Annotated in this window: 18 protein-coding genes; 4 read left to right on the forward strand and 14 right to left on the reverse strand. The window is 56.5% G+C overall.

From position 1 onward, the window contains the following. Window positions 1-177: 177 nt before the first annotated feature. Both B9K09_RS18945 and B9K09_RS18950 read right to left on the reverse strand, forming a co-directional pair. A complete protein-coding gene (locus B9K09_RS18945; protein ID WP_087518276.1) occupies window positions 178-1845 on the reverse strand; it encodes a ShlB/FhaC/HecB family hemolysin secretion/activation protein in 1668 nt (555 codons plus the stop codon). A gap of 91 nt (window positions 1846-1936) precedes the next feature. Next, complete coding sequence (locus B9K09_RS18950; protein ID WP_087518277.1) at window positions 1937-3646, reverse strand: collagen-like triple helix repeat-containing protein; 1710 nt, start codon at window positions 3644-3646, stop codon at window positions 1937-1939. 522 nt (window positions 3647-4168) lie between these two features. On the opposite strand from B9K09_RS18950, the gene B9K09_RS18955 reads away from it, so the two are divergent. Continuing rightward, on the forward strand, window positions 4169-4618 hold the full coding sequence (locus B9K09_RS18955; protein WP_087518278.1) for a DMT family transporter: 450 nt from the start codon (window positions 4169-4171) through the stop codon (window positions 4616-4618). A gap of 240 nt (window positions 4619-4858) precedes the next feature. Beyond that, window positions 4859-5710 (forward strand): universal stress protein, encoded by an 852-nt coding sequence (locus B9K09_RS18960; RefSeq protein ID WP_087518279.1) that lies wholly within the window; start codon window positions 4859-4861, stop codon window positions 5708-5710. Between the two features lie 15 nt (window positions 5711-5725). On the opposite strand, the gene B9K09_RS18965 is transcribed toward B9K09_RS18960, so the two are convergent. The 6 genes from B9K09_RS18965 to pbpC form a co-directional block, all read right to left on the reverse strand. Further along, entirely contained in the window at window positions 5726-6469 is a 744-nt protein-coding gene (locus B9K09_RS18965; RefSeq protein WP_371917416.1) for an ABC transporter permease, read from the reverse strand. Continuing rightward, the gene (locus tag B9K09_RS18970) at window positions 6466-7419 is read right to left on the reverse strand and encodes an ABC transporter ATP-binding protein (protein WP_256574108.1); all 954 of its coding nucleotides are present in this window, start codon (window positions 7417-7419) and stop codon (window positions 6466-6468) included. Before B9K09_RS18970 ends, B9K09_RS18965 begins: the two co-directional genes overlap by 4 nt. Continuing rightward, entirely contained in the window at window positions 7416-8588 is a 1173-nt protein-coding gene (locus tag B9K09_RS18975; protein WP_087518280.1) for an ABC transporter permease, read from the reverse strand. Before B9K09_RS18975 ends, B9K09_RS18970 begins: the two co-directional genes overlap by 4 nt. After that, window positions 8588-9511, reverse strand: a complete 924-nt coding sequence (locus tag B9K09_RS18980; protein WP_087518281.1) for an ABC transporter substrate-binding protein — start codon at window positions 9509-9511, stop codon at window positions 8588-8590. The genes B9K09_RS18975 and B9K09_RS18980 overlap by 1 nt, the downstream gene beginning before the upstream one ends. Before the next feature lie 280 nt (window positions 9512-9791). Continuing rightward, a complete protein-coding gene (locus B9K09_RS18985; RefSeq protein WP_087518282.1) occupies window positions 9792-10676 on the reverse strand; it encodes an EamA family transporter in 885 nt (294 codons plus the stop codon). Between the two features lie 111 nt (window positions 10677-10787). Beyond that, complete coding sequence (gene pbpC, locus B9K09_RS18990) at window positions 10788-13112, reverse strand: peptidoglycan glycosyltransferase PbpC (protein ID WP_256574325.1); 2325 nt, start codon at window positions 13110-13112, stop codon at window positions 10788-10790. A gap of 192 nt (window positions 13113-13304) precedes the next feature. Here pbpC and B9K09_RS18995 point away from each other — a divergent pair, with 192 nt between their 5' ends. Next, on the forward strand, window positions 13305-13598 hold the full coding sequence (locus tag B9K09_RS18995; RefSeq protein ID WP_087518284.1) for a hypothetical protein: 294 nt from the start codon (window positions 13305-13307) through the stop codon (window positions 13596-13598). A gap of 94 nt (window positions 13599-13692) precedes the next feature. On the opposite strand, the gene B9K09_RS19000 is transcribed toward B9K09_RS18995, so the two are convergent. Both B9K09_RS19000 and B9K09_RS19005 read right to left on the reverse strand, forming a co-directional pair. Continuing rightward, window positions 13693-18615 (reverse strand): alpha-2-macroglobulin, encoded by a 4923-nt coding sequence (locus tag B9K09_RS19000; RefSeq protein ID WP_087518285.1) that lies wholly within the window; start codon window positions 18613-18615, stop codon window positions 13693-13695. Window positions 18616-18758: 143 nt separating this feature from the next. Next, a complete protein-coding gene (locus tag B9K09_RS19005; protein WP_087518286.1) occupies window positions 18759-19679 on the reverse strand; it encodes a LysR family transcriptional regulator in 921 nt (306 codons plus the stop codon). 142 nt (window positions 19680-19821) lie between these two features. Here B9K09_RS19005 and B9K09_RS19010 point away from each other — a divergent pair, with 142 nt between their 5' ends. Then, window positions 19822-20220 (forward strand): RidA family protein, encoded by a 399-nt coding sequence (locus B9K09_RS19010; protein ID WP_087518287.1) that lies wholly within the window; start codon window positions 19822-19824, stop codon window positions 20218-20220. A 59-nt stretch (window positions 20221-20279) separates the two neighbouring features. Here B9K09_RS19010 and B9K09_RS19015 read toward each other — a convergent pair whose 3' ends face one another. The 4 genes from B9K09_RS19015 to B9K09_RS19030 all read right to left on the reverse strand — a co-directional run bounded on the left by B9K09_RS19015 (window position 20280) and on the right by B9K09_RS19030 (window position 25863). After that, window positions 20280-21212 carry a 2-hydroxyacid dehydrogenase gene (locus B9K09_RS19015; RefSeq protein ID WP_087518288.1) on the reverse strand — a complete coding sequence of 311 codons (933 nt, stop codon included), beginning with the start codon at window positions 21210-21212 and terminating at the stop codon, window positions 20280-20282. A 27-nt stretch (window positions 21213-21239) separates the two neighbouring features. Then, window positions 21240-22649 carry an FAD-binding oxidoreductase gene (locus tag B9K09_RS19020; protein WP_256574326.1) on the reverse strand — a complete coding sequence of 470 codons (1410 nt, stop codon included), beginning with the start codon at window positions 22647-22649 and terminating at the stop codon, window positions 21240-21242. A 264-nt stretch (window positions 22650-22913) separates the two neighbouring features. Then, entirely contained in the window at window positions 22914-24470 is a 1557-nt protein-coding gene (garD, locus tag B9K09_RS19025) for a galactarate dehydratase (RefSeq protein ID WP_087519173.1), read from the reverse strand. Window positions 24471-24495: 25 nt separating this feature from the next. After that, on the reverse strand, window positions 24496-25863 hold the full coding sequence (locus B9K09_RS19030; protein ID WP_087518289.1) for an MFS transporter: 1368 nt from the start codon (window positions 25861-25863) through the stop codon (window positions 24496-24498). Window positions 25864-25878 lie beyond the last annotated feature (15 nt).

Here is a 25878-nt window from a genome sequence, read left to right on the forward strand (position 1 = left end):
TTTGCGCCGGCCATGGTGGACAAGCTTCGCGTTGTCACACCCTACGCGTGAAGTTTATCCGTAGGGAGGACAACGCTTTTCTGTCCGCCATTTAGTCCATTCGCAACGCGCAATTTGCGCCGGCCATGGTGGACAAGCTGCGCGTTGTCACACCCTACGGTGCCTCATTGCACTTACTCAGAGTTGGTAGCTAAAGCTGAAGGTCAACCGCGGACGCCGATTGTTGCTATCCAGGGCGACATCAGACATCGGCTTTGCCGCTTCCACTGAGATGTTGTAGTAACGCGCATCGCCGAAACGCATGCCCAACGCCGCCGAGGAGAGCTGCGAAGTTGGCAATGGCGAGTCGTTGTACCAGCTGCGCGCCGCATCAACCGCGATATAAGGCTGCAACAGCCGCAACCATTCACTCTCACGTCGATAACTGTAATTAAGCTCATACGAGGCGCCCCAGCCCTTGTCGCCTGAGGCTTGATCGCTGGGATAACCACGACCGAAGTTTTGCGCACCGAGCACGACGGTTTCGGCATCCGGCAGATTGTCATCGGTCCAGTACATCGCTGCAGAGATTACGCCCTGCCAGTTCGCCCAATACTGATCACTCTGTACGCCGGACAAACGCAGCCGTAAAAAGTCCAGATCATAAAGCGAGTTATCGGTGTTCGCACCCATGCCATCGATGCCCTGGTACAGGCCGGCACTGAGAATCCGCAAACGCTGGCTATCGGCTTGGCGCCAATCTGTTTCAAACCCCAGCACCCGAATATCGGTGTCATTATCGATACTCAGCGGAAATCCCACCACATCGAACTTGCTGTGATCATTGACCGCATAGAGCCGCGTACCTGCTGTCCATAAACGATCAGGTGCAGCAATGAAAGGGTGGGACAAGCCGATTGAGTAGCGGTCATTCTGACGCTTGCGAGTCAACTCGATACCGTTATCCAGGCGCAAACGGTCATGGGGCTCACTCTTGTAGGTCGAGCCATAAAGACTTAACTGAGTGCCTTCACTGCCGAGAAACTGGCTGTAATCAAGGCGGTAGTAACGTTCTTCGTCTTCTCCCGGCGGAAACAAACCGCTGACGGTGATCTGCTCTGCCATTGCGGTCTGTGAATTGCTGCTCCCCGACAGGACCGCTTGAATATCATCCCGGCTGCTATCGCTCAGGTTCATGCTTGATGTCCACGGCTTGCGCGATGCTTCAGCGATCAAGGTTGTTGCACCGTCGGTGGTGCCTGGCGGCGGAACCTGCGCCCCGACAGAGACGCCTGGGATCATGGTCAACAGCGTGGTGTATCGCTCAAAGGTCTTGCGGGTCAGTGGGCGCTCACCCTGGATTTTGTCCAGCAACTTGCGGGCATAGCTGGAAACAGAACCAATATCGCCACGCAGCTCATAGTTTTTTACATAGCCCTCAACCAGTACCACACGCACCACGCCATCGTTAAACGACTGCGGCGGCAGGTACGCATAGGACAGTAAATAACCGTCGTCTTGATAGCGCTGGGTGATGCTGCGAGTCGCGGCGATCAACTCGCCAATACTGGCTTCACGTCCAACCAGGGGTTGAAAGATCGCCGCCACTTCATTGAGGGAGTAAACGCTGCCACCGGCAATTTGGATATTTCTGACCGTAAACTTGGAGTCCATCTGCAGTTGCGATGGCTGCGGTTCAGGTACCTGTAAAGCGGGGGTTGCGGGTCGATAGGCATCAACCGGGAGATTGGGCGTCGGTAAATTTCGCTCGACATCATTACTGTTGAGATAGCTTGGCAACTGCTGCGCCAAGGCCAATTGAGAACATGACAAGCTCAGTAAAACTGGGACTAATAAAGCGCGCATAGGACACTCCATGACCAAACTACTGCGTTTTGAACAGCACAAATAAAAATAACGCCGAACCCTTGAAAGGGTTCGGCGCCTAATGCTGGCACTACTTACGTTTTAGCAGGCCTCCAGTCAGACCGCCACCTGTGCCACCAGCTCCAGCTCCAGCTCCAAGACCACCCAACAAACCTCCCAGACCACCTGAAGCACCAGTACCTGTTGTTGTGCCTGTAACCAAGCCACCTAAGACGCCAACAGTTTTGCCAAGAGTGTCCACCGTATTACCCACTTGCTTTAAAACCGGATTGTTGCTCGCCGCAGCAACCTGAGTGCCCAAACCGCTGACCGCACCCCCTACGTTGTTAAGCGCAGCATTAACCGGGGCGCCTAGCTTAGTGGCATCACCCACCTTCTGAGTGACGCTACTCACGCCGCCGACAACCGGAGTCACAACCTTACCCAGTGATGCACCGGCAATCGTTAATGGCGCAGTTAGGCCATTGTTGGTATTGGGCACTCCATTGCCACCCACCAAAGTACCTAATGAAGCGACAGTCCCACCAATCGCATTACCGTTACCTGCAGCACCTCCGACAATGCCGTTAGTTCCGCCCAAGTTGAGGCCTTGGCTAAGCGACTGCACTGCGCCGCCAGCCGTTTCGAGCAAGCCACTAACAGGGCCGCCGAGTTTGGTTTTGTCAGCCAGACCACTGGTTAAACTACTTGTGGTTGTCACCAGGCTGTTCAAACCGCCAGCAGCCAAGGGCAGGCCAGAAGTGCCTTCGCCATCAGGATTGACGTAGCCACCTGCAGCACCAGCCGTGCCTGCGACACCATTCAAGACGCCGCCAATGGTTGAAGTAAGTGGATTACCGCCACCGACGCCGGCGGCTTTATCGCCCAGCCCGCCGAGCGTGTCGCTAACCTTGGCAACTAAACCGGACACAGGCTGACCCAAGCCAGTTGCAGTGCCGAGGGTTTGAGTTGTGCCCTCAACAATGCTCACCACTGGCACCAACAATTTGGAGCCCACTTGATCGGTCACCTGCCCCAAAGGACCCGTGGTGCTGGCAAGACTTAAGGTGTCGCCCAGCATGGTCACACGCTCACCAACGCCATCGACAACGCCACCGACTTTACTCACAACACCGCCAACCAGAGGTACTTTCTGAATCGCAGAGTTATCCCCGACAAGTTGCAGCGAGTTACCCACGCTGGAAACACCTGTGCCGAGATCGCCAACCGCATTACCCACACCTGCGACGGTAATGCCCACTGAATTGCTATCTGTACCGAGTTGACCCAGACCATCACTTAAACCATCGCTGATGCTGTTGACCGCATCACCAGTTGATGAAACCAAGCCACCAACGCCTGAGGTCAGATCAGTATTGCCTGCAATTGGGGTATTGGAAATCTGATCGCCCAGGTCAGTTAAACCATCGCCGATTGCGCCGGTAGTGTCGGCAATGTTATCCACCAGATCACCGGTCACCAATGGAGTCTGGCCTGTACCGGGATTAGGGTCAGGGTCAGGATTGGGGTTCGGATCAGGATCAGGGTTAGTCACAACCGGTGGGTTGCCAGTGCCATCGCCACCGCCGCCAGTGCCATCGCCACCACCGCCGTTACCTGTTCCATCGCCACCGCCGCCGTTACCTGTGCCGTCGCCACCATCAACTGCGCCAGGATCAGTCGAACTGCCATCTACAACACTTTTCGAACCACCGCCGCCACTGCTACAACCCGCAGTGAGTGAAACCATTAATATCAGTGCGAGTGCTGTGCTTGCTTTAATTATTGTGGAGCTATTCATGATCAGAGTCCTTCCATAAGTGCCGTAGACATCAGAGCTTTCATCTTGTGAAAACCCAACAACCTGGGACTTATAGAAGTACAATAACTTTCCAACAACAACCCGTATATTGGTATTAACAGTTTATATAACTACGCCATACCAAGTGCAAACTATTCACCTTTAGTTAGTCACAAAGTTATATAGCACTACCACCAACACACTCTTAATTTACTAGCTTATAGATTGAGACACTTTAATTGTACAAAGTTCACTCTTACTAATTTGCACACATTGCAATTGAACCTACACATTTATAAAGACCACACGCAATAGAAGTGCAAAACGAGAAACAGTGAATAACCCAACCTACGAGTCGTCAACGAGCACAATCGTCTCACTACTCCGTGCTGGAGCCCCAGCGGAGGCTGCCTCCGCAAAAGGCTGGCGCCAGCGAGGGCTGCCCCAGCAATACCTCGCTTGGTGCTTCTTCAACGGTTCGTTTTCGGCATAATACGACGCCCACATCCAAGGATCTCTGTTATGCCCGCTACGATTTGGTGGTTACTCGCCCTGCCTTTTGTCGCAGGTGCCTGCCTGCCGCTACAAGCAGGTATCAATGGTCAATTAGCTAAACAGGTATCCAGCGTACTGGCGGCGTCACTGATTTCTTTCGCGGTCGGCACTACAGCGTTGTTACTGCTGGTCTTGGCGCAACGAGAAGTACCGTCGCTCGGCGCGCTGAAAGGCCTCACGTGGTGGCACTGGTGTGGCGGTATGCTCGGCGTCATGTTTATTGCAACCGCTGCATTTGCAGGGCCACGCGTAGGTGCCGTGTTATTTATGGCGCTGGTTATTGCCGGGCAACTGACAATGGCGGTAACCCTCGACCACTTTGGTTGGGCCGGTTTTAAAGAAGCGCCTATCAGCGCCGGGAAAATAGGCGGATTGCTGTTGATCGTCGCGGGTATCTGGCTGATCCGACGCGGCTGAGACGCCACCGATACTGAATTAACGCTGAGCTTAAGGCTGGAGCTCACGACACCGACACGATTGACCTTAGCGCTGTGCCCCACAACAGGGGCTGCGCCGCAAAGATTACTCAAGCGGCGTTGCGAGGGTACTGAAACCATCGTGCTAGGCTTGGATAAAGCCTGTGCCGCTGGCGTGCACGATTAGCCACAGATCGCAGATATTTTGCTAGGTCATTGAAGACTCAATAAGGAACCGCCCATGTCTGAAGTACTCGCCTGCATTGATGGCTCAACCGCCACCCCTGCTGTTTGTGATTACGCGGTATGGGCAAGTCAGCGCCTGCAAACGTCACTGACGTTTCTGCACGTAGTGGATCAGACACAGTATCCACAACGTAGCGACCTGAGCGGCATCATCGGTTTAGGCACCCGCGAGCATTTGCTTGAAGAACTGGCGAGCGCTGACCAGCAACACAGCAAGCAGGTGCTCGAACAAAGCAATCAGATACTCGAAGCGGCGCAAACACGAGCCGTGCAGGCGGGAATTAGCGCACCACTCATACGCCAAGGGCATTGCAACCTGGTGAAAAGCCTTGGCGCGCTGGAAGACAGCATCCGGCTACTGGTGCTCGCTCGCCACAGCGCCACTAACGATAATGTGGCCGAGCACGTAGGCAGCCAATTATTGAATGTTGTGCGCACACTGCAACGGCCGACCTTAATTACCTGTGGCGACTTTATCGCGCCGCAAAACTACCTGTTCGCCTATGACGGCAGCTTCACCGCTCGCAAAGCCTTGCAGATGGTAGCCAGCAACCCTTTATTGGCAGGGCTGCCTTGCCACTTACTGATGGTTGGAAGCGACGAAGCGGCATGCAAGGTACTGCTCAATGAAGCAGCGGAGATGATCAAACCTTCTGCCAGCGAAGTCACGATCATCTGGCGTGAGGCGGATATAGAGCCCTCAATTCGTGCCTATCAATTGCAGCAAAAGATCGACCTGCTGGTGATGGGCGCGTATGGCCATTCGCGTATTCATCAGTTCTTGCTCGGCAGCACCACCAGCCAGTTAATCGCCTCGAGTACCAGCCCGCTACTGATACTGCGCTAAGACCTGCCGGAACGCCTAGCGGCCATAACGCAATGCCAGCCCCTGCTGCACGCGCTCGAAAGTGCTGTCGATACAGACAGCCAGCAATCCAATCAGCACAGCGCCCTGTAATACATAAGCGGTATTGCCGTTAACCAGCCCGGCAATCACGGGGTTGCCCAAGGTGCTGGCACCAATCGTTGAGCCAATCGCAGCGGTGGCGATAGTAACGGTCACGGAGGTACGGATACCGGCCAGAATCACCGGACTGGCCAGCGGCAGCTCGACCTGCAGCAAGACTTGCAGCGGCCCCATGCCAATGCCTTGAGCGGCCTCCAGCGCTGATGGTGACACGCCTTGTAGTCCCGCCAGCGTGTTGCGCAGAACCGGCAACAAGCCATACAGCATCAGTGCGAAAATCGTTGGCAGATTACCAAAGCCGAGCAAGGGCACCGAAAGCGCCAGCACCGCAACCGGCGGAAAGGTTTGTCCAATTGATGCGACCTGACTCACCAACGGTAAAAAATCCCGCCCCCACTTGCGCGTCACCATGATCCCGGCCATGACACCAATTCCAATCGAAAAGATTGAAGCTACGGCGACCACAAACAAGTGATTAAACAGCAGTTGCGCAAAGCTTTCCCGTTGGTAAATAACTTCGCTTGCGGCGGGGCTCAACAGGCGAAAATAACCTTCGAACTGGCCCATGCCAAACACGGCCAACCCCAGCAACGCGAGCCAAAACAGCGGCCCTCGCCAATTTTTGATATGGCTGATCATGACGCTCGACTGTGCAGTAATGCGTTGATCGGCAGAATACCCAGCGGCTGTGCAGCCTGATCACGCACACAGAGCACATCGGTACGATGCCAAAGCATCAGCGACAAGGCTTGGCGCAGACTACTGCCGACATCGACTGAGACACTCGGCAGCTCCGCGCTGATCGGTAACATAAACTGTTCAACTCGCTCCAGACTGGCACGCTTAAGGCCGCGTTCGGATTGCCCCAGCAGACTCTCGACAAAGCTGTTGGCCGGGTTGTTCAACAGGTTTTCCGGGGTGTCATGTTGAACAATCCGGCCTTTGTCCATCACCACAATCCGGGTCGCTAAACGCAAGGCTTCATCAATGTCATGGGTGACGAAAACGATGGTCTTATGGATACGCATCTGGATGCGCAACAGCTCGTTTTGCAGCGCCTCGCGGGTGATCGGATCAAGCGCACCGAATGGCTCATCCATCAACAGAATATCCGGGTCGGCCGCCAACGCACGAGCAACGCCAACGCGCTGCGCCTGGCCGCCAGAAAGCTGGCTAGGAAACTTATGCGCAAAGGTTTCGTGGGGTAACCCGAGCAACTCAAGTAACTCACGCACCCGTGCATCAATTTTCTCTGCCGACCATCCGAGTAACCGCGGCACCACGCCAATATTGCGTTCCACCGTCCAGTGCGGGAACAGCCCCGTACTTTGAATCGCGTAGCCCATGCGCCGGCGCAACAGCTTGCTGTCGAGCGCTGCGACACTTTCGCCATCGACCCATATCTCGCCGCTGGAGCAGTCAATCAGCTTGTTCAATAAGCGCAGAGTGGTCGATTTACCGCAGCCTGAGGTGCCGATAAATACGCAAATTTCACCTTTTTCGATGCGTAACGACAGGTTATCGACCGCAGTGATATCACCAAAATGACGGCTGACATTGCGTAGCTCAATCATGGCGTCGCCATTCATCTTTGTGCTCCTGCTTTAGCCAATGAGGCCAGACTACTGAACAAGGCGTCCGCTAACAGCGCCAGGATGATGGTTGGCAAAGCACCGAGCAACACCAGGTCCATCGCACCCTGCCCCAGCCCCTGAAAAATAAAGCTGCCAAAACCACTGGCACCAATCAGCGCGGCGACTGCGGTCAGGCCGATCGCCTGAATAGTGGTAATGCGAATGCCCTCGATGATCACCGGCAGCGCGAGTGGCAGCCGCACTTGGCTAAACACTTGCCAACTGCTCATGCCCATGCCGCGCGCAGACTCGATCACCTCTGCGGCAACGCCTTGCAAGGCCACACAGGTATTACGCACCACCGGCAACAAGCTGTAAGCGATCAATGCCAATAACGCTGGAGCCCAACCGATGCCGCGCACATCAAGCTGTTGCAGCAAGGGCGAATGTGCCGACAAATAACTCAGTGGCGCGATCAACAAACCAAACAAAGCCAGGCTTGGAATGGTTTGAAAGAAGTTAAGCAGGGCAAAAACGGGACGCTGCAAACGCTGCACACGAATGATCAGCCAAGCCACCAGCAAACCGATCACCAAACTCACCAACAGCGCTCCGCCGACCAGACTCAAATGGCCGTAAAGCAATTGCCAGAAGGTTGAACTGCGACTGCTGTATTCGCGCAACAGAGCCAGAGGCGCCAACGCGCCGGAGCTGATCAACAGCCAGATAACGCCGAACAGCAGCGCGATAATAATCTTGACCCCGCGGCGCCCACCCGCAATCCGTTGCTGCAACTCAACCAGAAGCAGAACACCGATAAACAGCAAGCTCCAGCAACTCCCCGCCAGTCCAACCCGCGCGTAGGGTTGCTCGGCACTGATGTGCTGCTGGATAAACCAGGCGAGCGCCACCGGCAGTTGAATCAGCAGTGCGCCACTAAGCCCGAGCATTAACCAGTAGCGTTTGGCTGTTGGCCACAGCGCCAGGCCGCCCAACCCAAGCAAACCGGCAACAACCGCTAACAACCAAGGCCAGCCGAGCCCCGCCAGCAGGCTAAGGCCCTGCCCCGGAACAATTCGATTAGCTTGGACACTGGCAAAGTTGCTGAAACAGATGACCAGCAACGCCAGCACCACCAAGGTCACAACAACGCGATTACGCTCAAGCAATTTAGGCGCATGCATTAATGACTAAGGCCATCCAGAAAATTACGCGCCACCTGTTGTGGGTCAGCACCATTGACGGCCACATCAGCGTTGAGTTTTTGCAGGACTTTCTCATTCAGTGCTGCAAAAACCGGCGCCAGCAAGGTTTCAATCTGCGGATAGCTTTTGAGCACCTCTGCCCGCACCAGCGGCGCGGGCTGATACACTGGCTGTACGCCTTTGCTGTCAGTCAAGGCAACCAGATCAAGCGCGCTCAAACCGCCATCTGTACCGTAACTCATGGCGGCATTTACACCGTTGGTTTGTAGTGCTGCTGCACGCAAGGTAGCGGCGGTGTTGCCACCCGAGAGCACCACTAACTGCTCCGGCTTGAGGGTGAAGCCATAGGCTTTCTGAAAGGCTGGCAAGGCGGTAGGCGAATCAACAAACTCGGCACTGGCAGCAAATTTGAAGTCGCCACCCTGGTTCAGGTAACTGGCCAGATCATCCAGCGACACCAACTTATGCTCACGCGCCACATCACCCCGCACGCTGATTGCCCAGGTGTTGTTGGCATTCGCTGGCTGCAACCAAACCAGTTGGTTAGCCGCCAAATCGAGTTCTTTTACAGTGCTGTAGGCTTTGCCGGGATCTTTCCATACGTCGCTGTCCGCACGGTTGAAAAAGAACGCGCCGTTGCCGGTGTACTCGGGATAGATATCAATCTCACCGGCAATAAGTGCAGTGCGGACAATACTGGTGGCGCCAAGCTGTAAGCGCAGGGTTACCGGCACACCGCCTTGTTCAAGGGTCTGGGCAATCAATTGGCCCAGGACCGCACCTTCAGTATCAATCTTTGACGAGACCACTACTGGTTTTGCTGCATAAGCAGCCGAGACGCTGAGTGCCGAAGCCATCATCAGACACTGGACAAACTGCTTAACACGTGAAGATAACGACATCTTATGCCCCTGATCGTGGTCAGTTCGGCGCTTTCATTAGAGCGCCAGAAATGATGCCAATAGCAAAGACTCGGCCGCAGTTTTTTCGCGGCCCAGCCATTTCTGACATCCAGGTGTGGCATAAGAGTAAAGCAGTGCGCTCGCCAGCGCCAAATAAAGCCCCAGTATCACAGCCAACAAATGTGCGATGCACCGCTTAATAAACCGAATACAGCGCAATTATTCGTGGCTGAGTCTCAAGCAGATCACCACTCGCCTAGCGATGACGGACACAAGCAAGTCAAGACTGTGGCGCGACTAAACGGCCATATACCCGGCCGCCAAATACATTAATCACCAGCCCGGCCATAACCAATAACGCCCCCATCATTTGCAGATGACTGAGTTGCTCATTGAGCAGCACTGCAGATGAACTCAAACCAATGACCGGCACCAGCATTGAGAATGGCGCGATCTGGCTTGCCGGATAGCGCGACATCAAACGGCTCCACAAGCCGTACCCCAGAATAGTTGCGATAAATGCCAGATAAACGATAGCCAGTATCGACGACAGGCTGATGTTGCGCAGCGAACTCTCGATTTGCGCAGGGCCTTCAAACAGCAACGACATCGCCAGAAATGGCAACGGCGGGATCAAGCTGCCCCACACCACCAAACTGACCAGATTAATCTGACCGACTTTTTTGGTGATGATGTTGCCCATTGCCCACATCACCGCCGCACATATTGTCAGTACAAACCCGGCCAGGGTCATGCCTGCCCCGCTTTGCATGCCAATCAACAGCAAACCTGCGGCCGCCACCACCAGCCCCAGCACGTTGCTGGTACGCACTCGCTCGCCAAGTACCAGGGCTGCGAACATCAGGGTAAAAAATGCTTGCGACTGCAGAATCAAAGAGGCCAACCCGGCCGGCATACCGACCGACATGGCCGAAAACAAAAACGCAAACTGGCCGAATGAAATAGTCATGCCGTAGGCAATCAACCAGCGCAGTGGCACGTTTGGGCGCTTGATGAAAAATATCGCTGGAATGGCCGCCAAGGTGAAGCGCAAAGCTCCCAACAGCATTGGCGGCACGCCATGCAGGCCGACTTTGATCACCACAAAGTTAAGCCCCCAGACCACGATCACCAACAGGGCAAAACACGCATCTCTGGGCGTCATCAGCGCTCTCCAGACTAGAGTTTGAAAACCCCATCTAAACACTGCCGACGCGTATGGGAGCAGTACAGTCAGGCTAAATTATGGCTGTACAGTCAGCTGTATTCTTCCCGCCTACGGAAGCACGCTGAAGCGTAGCAAGGCGGTCTGCCCGCTCTCATCAAGCACACTTAATTGAAATTCACCGGTGCGCTTGAATACGTGAACAAAACGCTCATCCGCAGCTGTTTCCGCGACTTGCTGCCCCTCTAAAAACCACCACCGGCGACCGCTACCGCCCAGCGCAGACAACTCAATGCGCAACGCTTGATTACTGGTCGCGGGCTGTCGCAGGCGATCACCCTCACGCACGCCAACGATTGTCAGTGGCGCGGCGCCTGGAGCCGCATGAGGCGCACATGCGCTATCAACAGCGGGCAAGCGAGCGGCACGGCGCTCACTGCGTGGCAGCCAAGGCTCCAGCGGCGCGGGCCAAAGCGCCACGTCACGCGCGATAGCTCCGGGGCAACCGGCATCGACGCGCAACTGCTGCGGATTCAGCCAGACCCGCTCAAGCAGGCCAAGCCCCAGCGGTTGCTCTTGAGCGCGCAAGGTCGGCGGAGTGGTGCCGTCCAACGTCCAGGCGAAACGCTGCCGCCGACAATTATCACTCTTACTGTCGAGTGGCTGCCCCAGCGGCCAACAAATCGCGGCAACGCCAACACTCGCGGGTTTTGGCTCACGCGGTAGGGCAATGCCTCGCTGGCTGTCGCGATTGACCAGCAAATCATGCACCTGCAACAACAACGGTGCCGCCGAAGCCAAGCCAAACTGACCTGCAACCGGGGTGCCATCTGGACGACCGATCCACACCCCAATCACGTAGCGCGGTGCCACGCCAATCGCCCACGCATCGCGAAAGCCATAACTGGTGCCGGTTTTCCACGCCAGCGTTGGACGTTGCACCAAGTCCGCATGTGGATCAGTGTCGGGCCGCGCCTGACCGCTAAGAATCCGCCGGACAATCCAGGCAGCGCCGGGTGACAACAATCGCCGCTCATACAGCGCGTCCAGGGGTTGATAGCGCAAACGCGCAACCTTGCCAGCACGGGCGAATGCGCTGTAACCACTGACCAACTCTTCCAGACGGCTACCCGCGCCACCCAGAATCAACGACAAGTTAGGTTCCGCCATCGCAGGCAAGGCCAGCGGAACACCGACACTGCGCAGTTCTCCGGCAAAGCGTTTTGGCCCATAAGCTTCAAGCAATTGCACCGCCGGTAAATTCAGCGAGCGGGCGAGCGCTGAACTCACCGACACTGGGCCGCTGAAGTCCGCGGCAAAGTTACCGGGGCGATAATCACCGTAGCGGCGCGGCACGTCTTGCAGCAGCGATTCAGAATGAATCAGCCCAGCATCCAGCGCCATGCCATATAAAAATGGTTTAAGGGTCGAGCCCGGCGAACGTGTCGCGCTGACCATATCCACGTGACCAAAGCGCTGGGTGTCCGCCAGATCAACCGAACCGAGATAGGCGCGAACCGCCATATTGGGTAACTCAGCTACCAATATTGCCGCCGAGGTATGGTCAGGCAAGCGTGCTTTCCAGCCCATCAACAAATCTTCAAGTCGGCGCTGCAAGGCGGCATCGATGGTTGTGTGAATCAACGCTGGGCTCGCCGGATTGTTCAAACGCCGAGCCAGCAAAGGGGCTAAACGCGGTGCTTGCCTTGGCGCCAGTAGCACCGGCTCCTCCAGCGCATCATTAACCGCTGATTGCGGCCACACATCGAAGGCGGAAAGGCGCTGCAAAACCTTGTCCCGCGCTGCTTGCGCACGTTGCGGATGACGGTCTGGGCGCAAGCGGCTCGGAGCCTGTGGCAGTACGGCGAGCAAAGCCGCTTCAGCACGTGTCAGTTGGCTCGGTGATTTGCCGAGATAGGCCCAACTTGCGGCGGCCACGCCCTGCAGCGTGCCGCCAAATGGGGCGCGATTGAGGTACAGCGTAAGAATTTGATCCTTCGACAAGTGCCATTCAAGCTGCGCTGTGCGCCACACTTGCTTGAGCTTGCCCGCCACGCTGCGCGAGTGTGGGTCGAGCAACCGCGCCACCTGCATCGACAGCGTACTTCCGCCTGAAACAACCCGTCCGCCCTTGAGGTTTTGCCAGCCTGCACGCAACACCGCCAAGGGGTTAACCCCCGGATGCTGATAGAACCAGCGATCTTCATAAGTCAGCAGCGCTTGCAGGTAATACGGCGATACTTGATCAACCGTCACGGGGTAACGCCACACACCTTCAGCATCGGCGAAGCGCCACAGCGGCGTGCCATTTTCGGCTAACACCACCCGTGCCTGATCATCCCCTGGCATCGGCAAGGGAAACAGCTTATCGAGTATGAGAAGGCCGGCGAAGACCATCACCGGCACGCCAATCAACAGCCGCCAGCGGATCGGCACCCGCTGCCAACGACGGAGTAAATGGCGAGTCAAACTAACATCCACCGCATCAAATATTTAACCCACGTACGGGAACCCGACACCACCCTTTGCAGACCAATACGCCAGCAGCAGGGGCGAATGAATGGCACAGGCCAAGGTAAGCTGCTCAGGCTCAGGTATAGTGAGCCCAGAATTAAAGGGAATAACAGTATGCAGGTAGCGGGATTTTTTGAATCACTCGGCCAGGCGTTTGGCGCCGTAGTGAAGTTTATAGTTGATGGCCTTAGCGGATTTTTTAATGCATTTGGCGGTGCCATTGGTGGCTTTATCAATGGCATGTCGAAAACCCTTGGCATTACCCCATCCATCCTCAGCGTTGTGGTCCTGCTCATTGGCTTACTGATGCTCTACAAGGCAGTTCGCGCTTTTATGCGCGCGGGGATTATCGCCGGTTTAATCTGGGCGTTCCTCGGCTTGTGGCTGCTGAGCGGCTTGATTGCCTAAGGAACCGCCGAAAGCTACTGCGCCAGGTATTAGCGGCAGCCGATGCTGGGGCAGCACGGGCTGCCCCAGCCAATAGCCACGGGCTGCAAAACCATCAACGCGGCTTGACCACCATGCGCGCTGGCGCAGTCCCTAATGCCTGCCAGTTAGGTCGATACATCGACTCCACCTGCGGCGGCGGCACACGATAGCTACCCGGCGTTACCGCCCGCGCCAGATAGAGTAAGTGACTGCTTTGGTAACGGCTCACATCCAGCGCTGCGACATAACGATCGGCCCGAAACTCCTGATGCTTAACCCCAGCGTTCTGCATCGACTCGCGCCATTCCTTCACCTGGCTACTGGCGTCATCCAGACTCGCAGCGCTTTGCGCCAGGTTTTGATTCTCCAGCTCCAGACCCGCCGGTAACAGATCAACCACCAAGGCATCAGGCACACGCTGCTCTTTAGCCCGCACCGTGAGATGCACCAGCACCAACTGACCACTTTGCAAATCCCTCAGGTTCAACGGCTTGCCGTCCATGCCCAGGTAATCACGCTCAATGGTCAGATTCTCACCTCCAGCGATCGGCGCTTGCGCCGGATAGCCTGAAATAGTCAGTTGCTGATACAGCGCCTCATCACCTTGCTGGCTGATATTCAGCGGCGCAGCAAGCTCAGCACCCTCAAGCTTGATACCGGATTGTTGATTACTCAGATCAAAGTTGAAGTCGCCACTGCGCAGCACTGCATTCCAGGCTGGCTCAGGCTTGTTCAGCAGGTTACGCCCCGCCAGATACAGCGCATTGCGCTCCTGAGTCGACAACCACTGATTACTCGCCACCTCGTCGGCCAAGTTGAACAAGCGCTGTTCGCGGCTGTTCGACGCTAGATCATTCTCTTCGAGCAGGGCAAGAATCAATGCATCATCGCGCAACTGGCTGCCGTAATCCGCCAGCCAGCTATTAGCCACACGCTGGCGCGTTAAGCCATCAGCCAATGCGGAGTCAGCGCGCGGTTGGTCGCCCATCTTCGCCAAGGCAATCGACAGCTGCACCAGCGGCAGGCCTGAGCGTGAATCACCACGCCGGTCATACAGACTGCGCAATGCGCCAAGCGGTGCTTGCTGGCTGCGCGCAAGCACGTAACCGGCGTAGGCCTGCACGGCAAAACGACTGTGCTCGACATTCTGGCTGTAATCAACATCCACCAGATTACGTTCCTGCACATAGCGCAGCAGTCGCTCATTGGCCTTTTTAAGCGCCTCTGCGGGCACCGCAAAGCCTTGTTCACGCGCTCGCAGCAGGAAGTCACTTACATAGGCGGTGAGCCAGTACTCTTCCGGGCTGTCCGCGCCCCACAGGCCAAAGCTGCCGTTATAGCGCTGCATGCTTAGCAAGCGCTCAATACCCAACTCAATCGAGCGCTTACGCTGCGCCTCCGGTTCACCGGTGATACCTAAACGCTTAAGGGTGCTGGCATCGGCATACAGCGATGGATACAGGCCACTGGTGGTTTGTTCAAGGCAGCCGTAGGGGTAAGCCTTGAGCGCGCGAATCTGCTCGCCCAAGTTAAGTGGCGGACGGCTCGATACCGCCAAGCGCGCCTCAAGCCCGGCTGCCTCGAATATATCGAGTGCGCCGTCTGGCAAGCTCCACGGCTGATCCTTGATCACGCTGCGGTACTGCCTTACTTGTGCCGGATACGCTGGGCGCACACCCAGATCCCAATCGCGGGCAAAGGGTTTAAGTACTTCATTCGGCACGCTCAAGCCCTGCACCGCGACCTTGATATGACCCTGGCCATAACCGCCCAAGGCACTGACCGGAATATGCAGGGTGCTGCGCTGGCCGTCCTTGAGTTGCAGCGCTTGCTCAGCGTAATCACTGCGCAACTGGCCGCTGGCAGTGACGTTGACCTTGAGCGTTTGCGCCTGCCCCGAGAGATTAGTCAGATCAAGCGCCAAGGTAGTCTGGTCGCCCCCGGCCATAAAGCGTGGCGCCGACAACTCAGCCACCAACGGTGCGGCGACTACAGTTTTAGCCTCGGCCATGCCGAAATGATCAGCACTCCAGGCTTGCGCCATTAAGCGCAGTTCACCATTGAAGTCCGGTATATCCAGACTGACGACGCCCTCGCCTTGCTCATCGAGACTCAACGGCTTGGCTTGCAGGGCGACAATTAGCACACTGGTATCCGGACGCTTGCCGCCCGCGGCCAGCGCCGCGTCACCACCGAACGCTAATTTAGCCATGCGCCCTTGCCCGGCCTCGATCAGTTGGCCGTAGACGTCAAGCTGATCAGCGCCATAGGCTTTGCGACCGAAGAAGTTGGCGAATGGGTCTGGCGTTGCGTAATCAGTGATATTGAGGATTCCCGAGTCAACCGCCGCAACCAGCACCTGCGCTTGCTTGGGAATGCTGCCGTCAGCGTTACGCACCTTGACCTTGACGCTCAGCGGTTGCAGCGGACGCATTTTCTCAGGCGCCTGCAGATTCACCTGCAACTTGCGATCAGCACGCTGTAACGGCAGGTGCAACAAACCCACTGCGCGCTTAGGCGTGGCATTGGTTGTGCGCTCACCGGGGCGAACCACCAATGCACTGATATACAGGTCATGACGTGCCCACTCATTGGCGATTGGAATGTCAAAACTCTTACCCTCGGCGGGCACTTCAATTTCTTGCCACCACAGCGGTCCATCGCTCGACTCAACCAGCAGATAACCTTTGCCTGCCGCCGGTGCAGTGACTGTTACCTTGGCCGCCCCGCCAGCCAGGTAAGCCGGTTTATCCAGGGCCAGTTTGACCTGATCGGGACGCACCGCACCGCCGTCGGCGTTGTCTTGCCAGCGATAACCGGCCCAGAACCGCATGCTGCTAAGCATGCCGGTTTGCGCATCAAGCACTTCGACGCGGTATGGCCCCCACTCCACCGGGAAACTGACTTTGGCAGTGCCATCCGCCGCAACGCTGAGGGTTTCCTCACTGAGATTCAGGTACTTCTCGTTGTAGTGATAACTCCAGCCATCGTTGTCCGAGAAGTTCCAGTAGTAATCACGGCGCTCACGAACCAAGCGCACAGTGAGTTGATCAGCCGCCAGCTTATTGCCTTGTGGATCAGCCACCAGCACTTCGAACTCAGCCTGGCTATCGGCATCAACCTCTTCGCCAGAGAACAGGCCGCGCACCGCTGGCATGCGCTCGGCTGGCCATACCGGCTGCACCAAACGCCGGGTAATCGGCCGACCGCCAGACTCCTGCAGACTGGCTTGTAGAATCAACTGCACTGGCGACTTGGCCTCAGCCCAACGCGACTCGACATTCAGCGTCGCTTTACCCTGCTGATTAAGCTTTTGCTCATCCAGCTCGATGTCCTGATTAAGTTCTTCCTCGGTCACCGAACCAAATTGATAACCGGGCAAGCTCTTCACCGCCTCGCGTAATGGCCGCACATAGACTTGACCGCTGATGCGATTACCAGCGGCTGGGGCGCCATACAAATAGCGTCCCGTAACTTCAAACTGTGCATCTTGCTGCGGCGCCAGCGGTTGTTCGCTGCCTTTTAGCTCCAACGCCAAACGCTCGGGCAAAAAGTCTTCAACCGAAAACTCATACAGTTGTGGCGAACCATCGCCCAAGTCCAGAACCAACTGCCAGCGGCCGGTGGGTGCCTCTTCAGCCAGTTGCAGTTGATATTGATAAAAACCTGCATCATCGCCAGTCCAGACGAATTTACGGCTGACCTGCTCATCCGGACGACGTACTTCGACATTCACTGGCTGCGACTTCAGCGGGCGGCCATCGGCGTCTCGCAGCAACGCATTGAGCAGCACTGTTTCACCGGGTCGATAAAGATCACGCGGGCCAAACACAAAGAACTGCAACGGGTGTGCTTTAGGACCTGCGATATCAAACTCAGCCAAATCCAGCGCCGAACTGTTCAAACGCAACAAGCTCGTTTGCGCACCTTGGCGCGCCAACAGCACATCGGCTTTGTCGGTCAGCGGCATTTGCGCGTGGCCCTTACTGTCAGTCGTGGCGGTGCTCAGCACCTGACCTTTGGCATCAAGTAGTTCAAGGGCAACATCTTCCTGCGCTTCTCCCCCTTCCAACGCCTGAGTGAATACATCCAGTCGGTTGTGATAACGATGCGCGGACAAACCAATATCGCTCAGGGTGAATAGCGTTGCTGGCTGCGAATAGCTGTAAGCACCCGCCGCACGCATCACCGCCAAATACACGCCGGGCTGCTTGAACGGCTCAAGCCCGGTGATCGGCAACACCAGCGACTCACGTGTGTTGCGCGCAGGGTTCAAATCGAACCGACCGCCGTAGACCAGATCGGCCATGGGCAGCAACGATTTTGCATCCCAGGTATCAAGGTTGGCGTTACGCCCCCAGCGACTGAGGAACTTGGGCAACGACTCCGGTTTGATGCGAAAGAACTCAACATTGATCTTGTCGACGTTCAGCGCAATCACTGGCAAACCTTCAGCCAGACGGGTCGGCAAAAGCGAACCCCGGCTGGCAAAACCAACGCTGGCTTGCAGGTCTCGGGTCTTCAGCCGGGTAATGCTCTCAGTGCCAAGCGTGGCGCCATTCAAACCGCGCACGCCAGCATCAACCGTGAGGACCAATTTACGCTGCGGCTCAAGGTGGCGCAGACGCAACTCCATCAAGTTGTCGGCCAACTCCCACGCACCATCGACCTTACCGGTCTTGGTGTCGACCAAGTGCAAGCGCTCAGCAAAATTCTGCTCGGGATCAAGCGGTACAGAAAAGCTCACCGACAGTGCACTCGCGCCATCAAGTTGCACCTCGGATGCATCAGCAACAGTCAACTCACGACCCGCGTAACGCTTGGCCAGTGCCTCGCGGTCAACTGCAGGTTGGGGCACTGCGGAATTGCTGGCGGCAGGTGCGCTTACCGGCACTTCAGGTTCAGGTGACGCCGTAACCTGTGCAGAATCAGAAGATGAATCACAGGCACCGAGCAACCCCAGTACAAGGCCAAGCAATATTCCTTTGTTGCGCATCGCAAACTCCATTTTTTATGGCGAGCGTAAAAACTAGAAACTATAGACGAGGCAGCAAAAAACACCCTCGCCAGCCGATCACGCAGAGCACTTTAGACTAATTATGTGACCGGGCTACGCGATCATGATCACGCATTTATCGGCTAGCGTCGGTCAACGACCGGGGCATGTTGCGCCATCAGCGTGGCAACCCACTCGATAAACACCCGCAACTTGATACTAATATGCCGGTTTGGAGGAAAGGCCACATACATCGGCATCGGTTCTAGCTGCCAGTCCTTGAACAGGCGCACCAACTCGCCATTCGCCTCGCAGGATTTAGCCATGTAGTCCGGTAGCCAAAGCACGCCCAAACCGGCCAGCCCGGCGGCCAGGTAGGCGTTGCCGTCATCCACCGCCAACACATAACGTCCCTGTACCTGCTGTAGTTCATCGCCACGGCGCAGCGCATATGACAGGGCTTTACCCGTGCGCGCCCAAATAAAGCCGACGGTGCGCTGCGCCGAGTCTTCAAGTTCTCGCGGATGTGTCGGAGTGCCAACGCGTTGCAGGTAACTCGGTGAGGCATAAACGCCCAGCTGCAGGTCACCTATGCGCCGGGCCACAAGTGACTGATCGGTTATCTCGCCGCCGCGCACCACACAATCCACATTTTCACCCAGAATATCGACGATGCGATCACTGACGCCCATATCAATCTGAATGTCGGGATATTGCGCATGGAACGCTGGCAATGCCGGTATCAATATCATCCGCGCAAAGGGGCTGGGCACATCCACACGCAAGCGGCCACGGGGCAGCGAAGACGCCGCAGACAGGCTCGTCTCCGCGTCATCCATATCATTGAGCAACTTGACCACTCGCTCGTAAAAGACCGCGCCATCAGCTGTCACCGCAACTTTGCGGGTTGTGCGGTTAAGCAGCTTGACCCGTAAACGCGCCTCAAGCTGCTGCACCAGCTGCGTCACCGTGGTTTTACTCATGTGCAGGGTTTCGGCAGCCTTGGTAAAGCTGCCAGTTTCCACCACCCGGGCAAATGCCTGCATCGCATCGAAACGGTCCATTGCACCCCAGCCTTTCAAGGGATTGTTTGGAATTCACAAACAGTGATGACTAAGGTTGCTGGTTTATCGCCCAAGCGCAAGTTTCTAAAGTCAGCTCCAGGTTAATTCCGGGTCAAACACGACCCATTGATGGAGACTGATTATGAATAATCGTGATGTTGTTTTCCCGGCCGGTCGCCAAGCACTGTATGAGCGCAACCGCTATTCTCCGGCGGTCCGTTCCAACGGCTTTCTATTCGTGTCCGGGCAAGTTGGTAGCCTGGAGGATGGTTCGCCAGAGCCAAACCTGGAGGATCAAGTCCGGCTTGCATTCACCAACCTGAATGCGGTTCTGCAAGCGGCTGACTGCAGCTTTGATGACGTGGTTGATGTAACCGTGTTTATCGTCGATCCCGAAAGCCATTTCGAAAAAATCTGGCAGGTTGTGCCCGAGTTTTGGGGTGAAGCGCCCTTCCCTAACGTCACCTGCGTCGGCGTAACCTGGCTCTATGGTTTCCAGTTCGAGATCAAGGTCATCGCTAAATTGCCAGACAACGCTTAACCGTCAGCCCAAGTAACTGCAGCGCTGAGGCCTTTAAAGCAGACCTCAGCGCTTGCCAGTCAAAGCGGCGTCAACAACTTGCCTGACTCGACGAACGCTTTGATATTGGCGGTTAGCACGTCTTCCATCTGGCGACGCGTTTGCACGGTTGCGCTGCCAACATGGGGCAATAACAGCACGTTGCTCATCTCACGCAAGGCTTGTGGGACGTGTGGCTCAGCAGCGAATACATCAAGCGCAGCACCTGCAATCTGGTGTTGTTGCAAGGCGTTGACCAACGCTGGCTCATCAACCACTGAACCACGGGCAATGTTGATCAAATACCCCTCCGGCCCCAGCGCTTCGAGCACCGGTGCGTTGATCAGGTTACGGGTAGCATCTCCGCCCGGACATGCCAGCACTAAAAAATCTGCCCAGCGCGCCAGTTCCTGCAAATCGGCTTCATAGCCATAAGGGCTGCCGGCAACAGGGCGCCGGCTGTGGTAACGCACCGGCATGTCGAAGCCACCCGCGCGGCGAGCAATGGCTTGGCCGATACTGCCCAGACCGACAATACCCATGCGCATGCCACTCACGCGCATGGCCAAGGGAAAGCCACGTTTTTCCCAGTCGCCTGAGCGCACAAAACGATCTGACTCAGCAATACGACGCGCTATATCAATCAGCATGCCCATGGCCAGATCAGCCACGCAGTCGGTGAGCACATCAGGCGTGGTGCTGACCGGAATACCGCGATCACGGGCTTGTTCTACCGCGATGGCGTCATAACCAACACCGAAGCTACAAATGGCTTGCAACTTTGGCAGCAGCGCCATTTGCTCGGCACTCAAGCCAAAGCGCGCCGAGGTCGCCACCACCTCAAACCGTTCGCCGTGTGCGCGTAAGAATGCCTGCGGTTTAGCCTGCTGCCACAGCGCTGTAACCTCGTACTCAGCGGCTAGCGCCTGGTTGAAACGTTCACTTAAGGGGCCAATCTGGAGAATTTGGGTCATGGGGTTCCTTAGTTATCGGTAGGCGTTTCAGAGCACCTTGCCGGGATTCATCAGCCCGGCAGGGTCAAGTGTGGTTTTGATCGACTGCATCAATCTGAGTTCGAGCGGATCTTTGTAGCGTACCGCCGCTTCGCGCTTGGATTGGCCCAGACCGTGCTCGGCACTGATGCTGCCGCGAAATTGCAGCGTCGCATCATAGATAACCTGCATGATTGCCTCGGCCTGTGCCTTGAACGGTGCATCATCGCTGCCCAGTGGTTTGCTTATGTTGTAATGCAGATTGCCATCGCCGACATGCCCGTAAGCCACGATACGCACACCCGGAAACGCCTCAAGCAAACGCTGATCAGTCAGTTTTATAAACGCTGGGATACTACTGACCGAAACACTGATGTCATGTTTGAGGCTCGGTCCTTCATGGTTCTGCGCTTCCGAGATACCCTCGCGAATAGCCCACAATCCAGCCACTTGCGTCTGATTGCTGGCGATCACCGCATCGAGCGCAAGCTCACGCTCGAAGGCATCAGCCAAGGCGTTTTCCAGCATCTCGCCCAGTGGTGCGTCAGCCAGGGTATCGCTCACCTCGATCAACACATACCAAGGGTGCTCCTGCGCGAACAAGTCATTGCAGCCCGCAACATGAGAGATCACAAACTCGACACTCTGGCGCGACATCATCTCGAAGCCCGTCAGGCGGTCACCGCATTGGCTGCGCATCAGGGCGATCAACTCGATGGCTGCCTCAGTACTTGGCAACGCTACCCACGCCGTGGTGGTGCTGCGTGGTGCCGGATAGAGTTTTAGCACCGCGGCGGTGATGATGCCCAAAGTACCTTCTGCGCCAATAAACAGGTGCTTAAGGTCGTAGCCGGTGTTGTCCTTGCGCAAGCCACGCAAGCCATTCCAGATTTGCCCGTCGGGTAATACCACCTCCAGCCCGAGGGTCAGATCGCGCATATTGCCGTAACGCAAAACGGCGGTGCCGCCAGCATTAGTCGCCAGGTTGCCACCTACCGTGCAGCTGCCTTCGGCGCCCAGTGACAACGGGAATAAACGCCCGACTTCGGCAGCCGCTTCTTGCAAGCGCTGCAAAATGACCCCGGCCTCGACCGTGATGGTTTCATTGCCGGTATCGACGGCTCGAATGGCGTTCATCCGGGTCAGGGATAACACCACCTGAGCACCGCTCTGATCAGGGATCGAGCCGCCACACAAACCGGTATTGCCACCCTGCGGCACAATCGCGACGCCTGCCTGGTGACACAACCGTACAACCGCCGCAACTTCTTCGGTACTCGCCGGACGCACAACCATCGCCGCTTTGCCGGTGTAGGCATTACGCCAGTCGCTGAGATAGCTCTGCATACGCTCGGCGTCTGTAATCAGTCCTGACGGACCGACTATTTGCTCAATGTCGCGGATCAGTTTTTCGTGCAGCACCTTCGCCTCCACAATAGCCTCGCTTCAGGCCTTGTTGTCATTTGTGCCTTGCCTCGCCTTTGAGTGCGGGACAAAGCAGCGAAACCCGGGGCCTCTAAAAAAGGTAGCGAGCGAAGGTAGTACAGGGCAAAAAACTGCGAAAAATCGACCGGGGTCGCGCTCGACTTACGTTCTGTAAATGAGCATTTTGAGCAGTTTTTTAACGCAGCAAGGGCTGCCCCAGTAATATCGAGCGCAGTAGTTTTTTAGAGGCTCCCCGGCTCAGGTCACGGGTGCCGGGTTAAACAACACCAAGTCGTTATGCAGACGGTGGCGTTCAGCCCAGGTTTGCGACTTGCCACTGGCGACGTCCAAATACAGCTGGAAAATTGCCCAGCCCATTTCCTCCAGCGTCATGCGCCCGGAAGTGATTTGCCCGGCATCTACATCAATCAGGTCCGGCCAGCGCTCAGCCAACTGGGTGCGAGTCGCCACCTTGATCACCGGCACCATGGACAAGCCGTATGGCGTACCGCGACCGGTGGTGAAAATATGCAGGTTCATCCCGGCAGCGATTTGCAGGGTGCCGCAGATAAAGTCGCTGGCAGGCGTCGCGCAAAACCACAAACCCTTGCCGCGAATCCGCTCACCCGGCGAAACCACTCCCGCAATCGTGCTTGAGCCCGATTTGGCGATGGAGCCCATGGCTTTCTCAACGATATTGTTAAGCCCGCCTTTCTTGTTGCCGGGGGTGGTGTTGGCACTGCGATCAGCCATGCCGCGCTGCAGATAACGGTCGTACCAATCCATCTCTCGGATCAGTGCGTCAGCCACTTCTACAGTGGCGGCACGCGGCGTCAGCAGGTGAATACCGTCACGTACTTCGGTGTTTTCCGAGAACATCACGGTAGCCCCGGCACGCACCAGCAAATCAGCGGCAACGCCAAGCGCCGGGTTAGCGGTGATACCAGAGAACGCATCGCTGCCGCCACACTGCATGCCCACCGATAATTCGCTGGCCGGTACGGTTTCACGGCGACGTTGATTTAGCACCTGCAGACGCGCATCGATCATCTGCATGATCTGCTCGATCATGCCAGCGAAGCCGGTCCCGGAATCCTGCAGGCGGAACAACCAGTCTTCTTCGTCCATGCCGTTGGTCAGCGCATCACCGTCCATCAACTGGCTGGCTTGCAGCTTCTCGCAGCCGAGGCTAATGACCAACGCCTGACCACCGAGATTAGGGTTGCGGCTGATGTTGTACAGCGTGCGAATCGGCACCACCGCATCCGGCGCATTGATCGCCACGCCGCAGCCATAACTGTGCGACAGCGCAACTACATCATCGACATAGGGATATTTGGGCAACAGCTCTTTGCGCACCCGCTCAACGCAGTGATCGAGCACGCCAACCACGCACTGCACAGTGGTCGTTACCCCTAGAATATTGCGCGTGCCGACCGTGCCATCCGGGTTACGAAAACCTTCAAAGGTGTAGCCTTGCAACGGCTCAACCGCTGGCGCCGAAATCGTCGCTTTCGGCAAGTTATCCAACGCTGGCGGCTCGGGCATGCGCAGTTGCGCTTCAGTCACCCAGCGCCCGGCGACAATCGGCTCCAGGGCGTAGCCGATCACTTCACCATAGCGCACGACTTCGCCGTCGAGGGCGATGTCTTGCAGCGCGACTTTATGGCTCTGCGGAATACCTTCAACAGCTTCAAGACCGTCGTCAAAACGACCGCCTGCTGCAACGCCCTGCTCATTAACCACCACACCGACGTTATCGGCCGGATGCAGACGGATGTAGCGCGGCGAATCCTGATGGGGAATCAACTGCATGGACATGCTCTCCTCTCAATACGGATCAGGATGCTGACTTAGACGCGGCTGGCCCGAGCAGAGCGTTTTTCGCCCCCGGTCCAGTCTCAATGCCTAGCTCGATCCTGTGAATACGACCAACGATGAACAGGTAACTGATCACCGCCAGCAAAGCGTTTGCGCCAACATAAATCAGCGCGGAATCAAATGAACCCGTACGGCTAACCAAGTAGCCAACCACGATTGGCGTGGTGATCGCCGCGAGGTTGCCGAAGGTATTAAACAAGCCACCAGACAGCCCGATGATTTGTCTTGGTGAGGTATCTGCCACCAGAGTCCAGCCCAATGAGCCAAAACCTTTACCGAAAAACGCCAACGCCATTAATCCAACAACGGCGGTATCACTTTGCGCGTACAGGCATAAGACAATGCAGCTCGACAACAACATACCGCTGACAATCGGCAGCTTGCGCGCCAAGGTCAATGAATAGCCACGGCGCAGTAAGCCATCGGAAAACAGCCCACCCAGCACACCACCGACAAAGCCGCTGATGGCCGGTAATGAGGTGACAAAACCGGCGGTGAGAATGGTCATGCCACGGGCTTGCACCAGATACACCGGAAACCATGTGAGAAAGAAATAAGTAATCGCGTTGTTGCAATACTGACCGAAATAAATCCCGATCAAGGTCCGTTGCGTCAGCAATAGCTTGAGGTAGCGCCCTTGCAAACCTGCCGCGCCAGCAGGGCGTGGTTCAAGGTCGAGCAAGGCACCGCCGTCCTTGATGTGGTTGAACTCGGCCTGGCCAATACGGGGATGTTCGCGCGGGCCAAACATGACTTTCAGCCATACCAGGCACAACAGCAACCCTAAACCGCCAAGCACCACAAACACATGCTGCCAGCCCATTGTCTGCACCACCCAGCCCATCAGCGGAGCAAACACAGCGGTCGCTGCGTATTGTGCAGAACTGGAAATAGCGGTTGCCGTACCGCGCTCAGCAGTGGGAAACCAGGCGGCAATGATTCGCGCGTTTCCGGGAAAACAAGGCGCACCGGCAAAACCAACCGCCATGCGCAAAAGAAATAAAGTCACCACGGCCCAGGCCAGCGGCAACACGCCAGCTATACCCTGCAGCAGGGTGAAAACTGACCAACAAAACAAAGTGATCACATAGACGCGCTTGGCGCCGAAACGATCAAGCAGCCAGCCTCCGGGAATCTGGCCGATGACATAGGCCCAACCAAATGCGGAGAAGATATAGCCCAACGTAACCGCATCAATACCCAAATCTGCCTGCAACGCTGATCCGGCGATCGACAAACTCGAGCGATCGGCGAAGGTCACCGTGGTGGCGAGAAATAGCATGAGCAGGACGCTGTAGCGCACACGGCCTTGCTTGACTGTGGACATCTGGCTAACTCAGCA

The organism is Pseudomonas sp. M30-35, from assembly GCF_002163625.1.
Lineage (GTDB): Bacteria > Pseudomonadota > Gammaproteobacteria > Pseudomonadales > Pseudomonadaceae > Aquipseudomonas.

Excerpts from the sequence above, each read along its gene's own strand:
- B9K09_RS18980 (WP_087518281.1), bottom strand. The coding sequence starts at position 9,511 with ATGTCGTTATCTTCACGTGTTAAGCAGTTTGTCCAGTGTCTGATGATG.
- B9K09_RS18945 (WP_087518276.1), bottom strand. The coding sequence starts at position 1,845 with ATGCGCGCTTTATTAGTCCCAGTTTTACTGAGCTTGTCATGTTCTCAA.
- B9K09_RS18960 (WP_087518279.1), top strand. The coding sequence starts at position 4,859 with ATGTCTGAAGTACTCGCCTGCATTGATGGCTCAACCGCCACCCCTGCT.
- B9K09_RS18985 (WP_087518282.1), bottom strand. The coding sequence starts at position 10,676 with ATGACGCCCAGAGATGCGTGTTTTGCCCTGTTGGTGATCGTGGTCTGG.
- garD (WP_087519173.1), bottom strand. The coding sequence starts at position 24,470 with ATGCAGTTGATTCCCCATCAGGATTCGCCGCGCTACATCCGTCTGCAT.
- B9K09_RS18950 (WP_087518277.1), bottom strand. The coding sequence starts at position 3,646 with ATGAATAGCTCCACAATAATTAAAGCAAGCACAGCACTCGCACTGATA.
- B9K09_RS18965 (WP_371917416.1), bottom strand. The coding sequence starts at position 6,469 with ATGATCAGCCATATCAAAAATTGGCGAGGGCCGCTGTTTTGGCTCGCG.
- B9K09_RS18970 (WP_256574108.1), bottom strand. The coding sequence starts at position 7,419 with ATGAATGGCGACGCCATGATTGAGCTACGCAATGTCAGCCGTCATTTT.
- B9K09_RS18975 (WP_087518280.1), bottom strand. The coding sequence starts at position 8,588 with ATGCATGCGCCTAAATTGCTTGAGCGTAATCGCGTTGTTGTGACCTTG.
- B9K09_RS19010 (WP_087518287.1), top strand. The coding sequence starts at position 19,822 with ATGAATAATCGTGATGTTGTTTTCCCGGCCGGTCGCCAAGCACTGTAT.
- B9K09_RS19015 (WP_087518288.1), bottom strand. The coding sequence starts at position 21,212 with ATGACCCAAATTCTCCAGATTGGCCCCTTAAGTGAACGTTTCAACCAG.
- B9K09_RS18955 (WP_087518278.1), top strand. The coding sequence starts at position 4,169 with ATGCCCGCTACGATTTGGTGGTTACTCGCCCTGCCTTTTGTCGCAGGT.
- B9K09_RS19000 (WP_087518285.1), bottom strand. The coding sequence starts at position 18,615 with ATGCGCAACAAAGGAATATTGCTTGGCCTTGTACTGGGGTTGCTCGGT.
- B9K09_RS18995 (WP_087518284.1), top strand. The coding sequence starts at position 13,305 with ATGCAGGTAGCGGGATTTTTTGAATCACTCGGCCAGGCGTTTGGCGCC.
- B9K09_RS19005 (WP_087518286.1), bottom strand. The coding sequence starts at position 19,679 with ATGGACCGTTTCGATGCGATGCAGGCATTTGCCCGGGTGGTGGAAACT.
- B9K09_RS19030 (WP_087518289.1), bottom strand. The coding sequence starts at position 25,863 with ATGTCCACAGTCAAGCAAGGCCGTGTGCGCTACAGCGTCCTGCTCATG.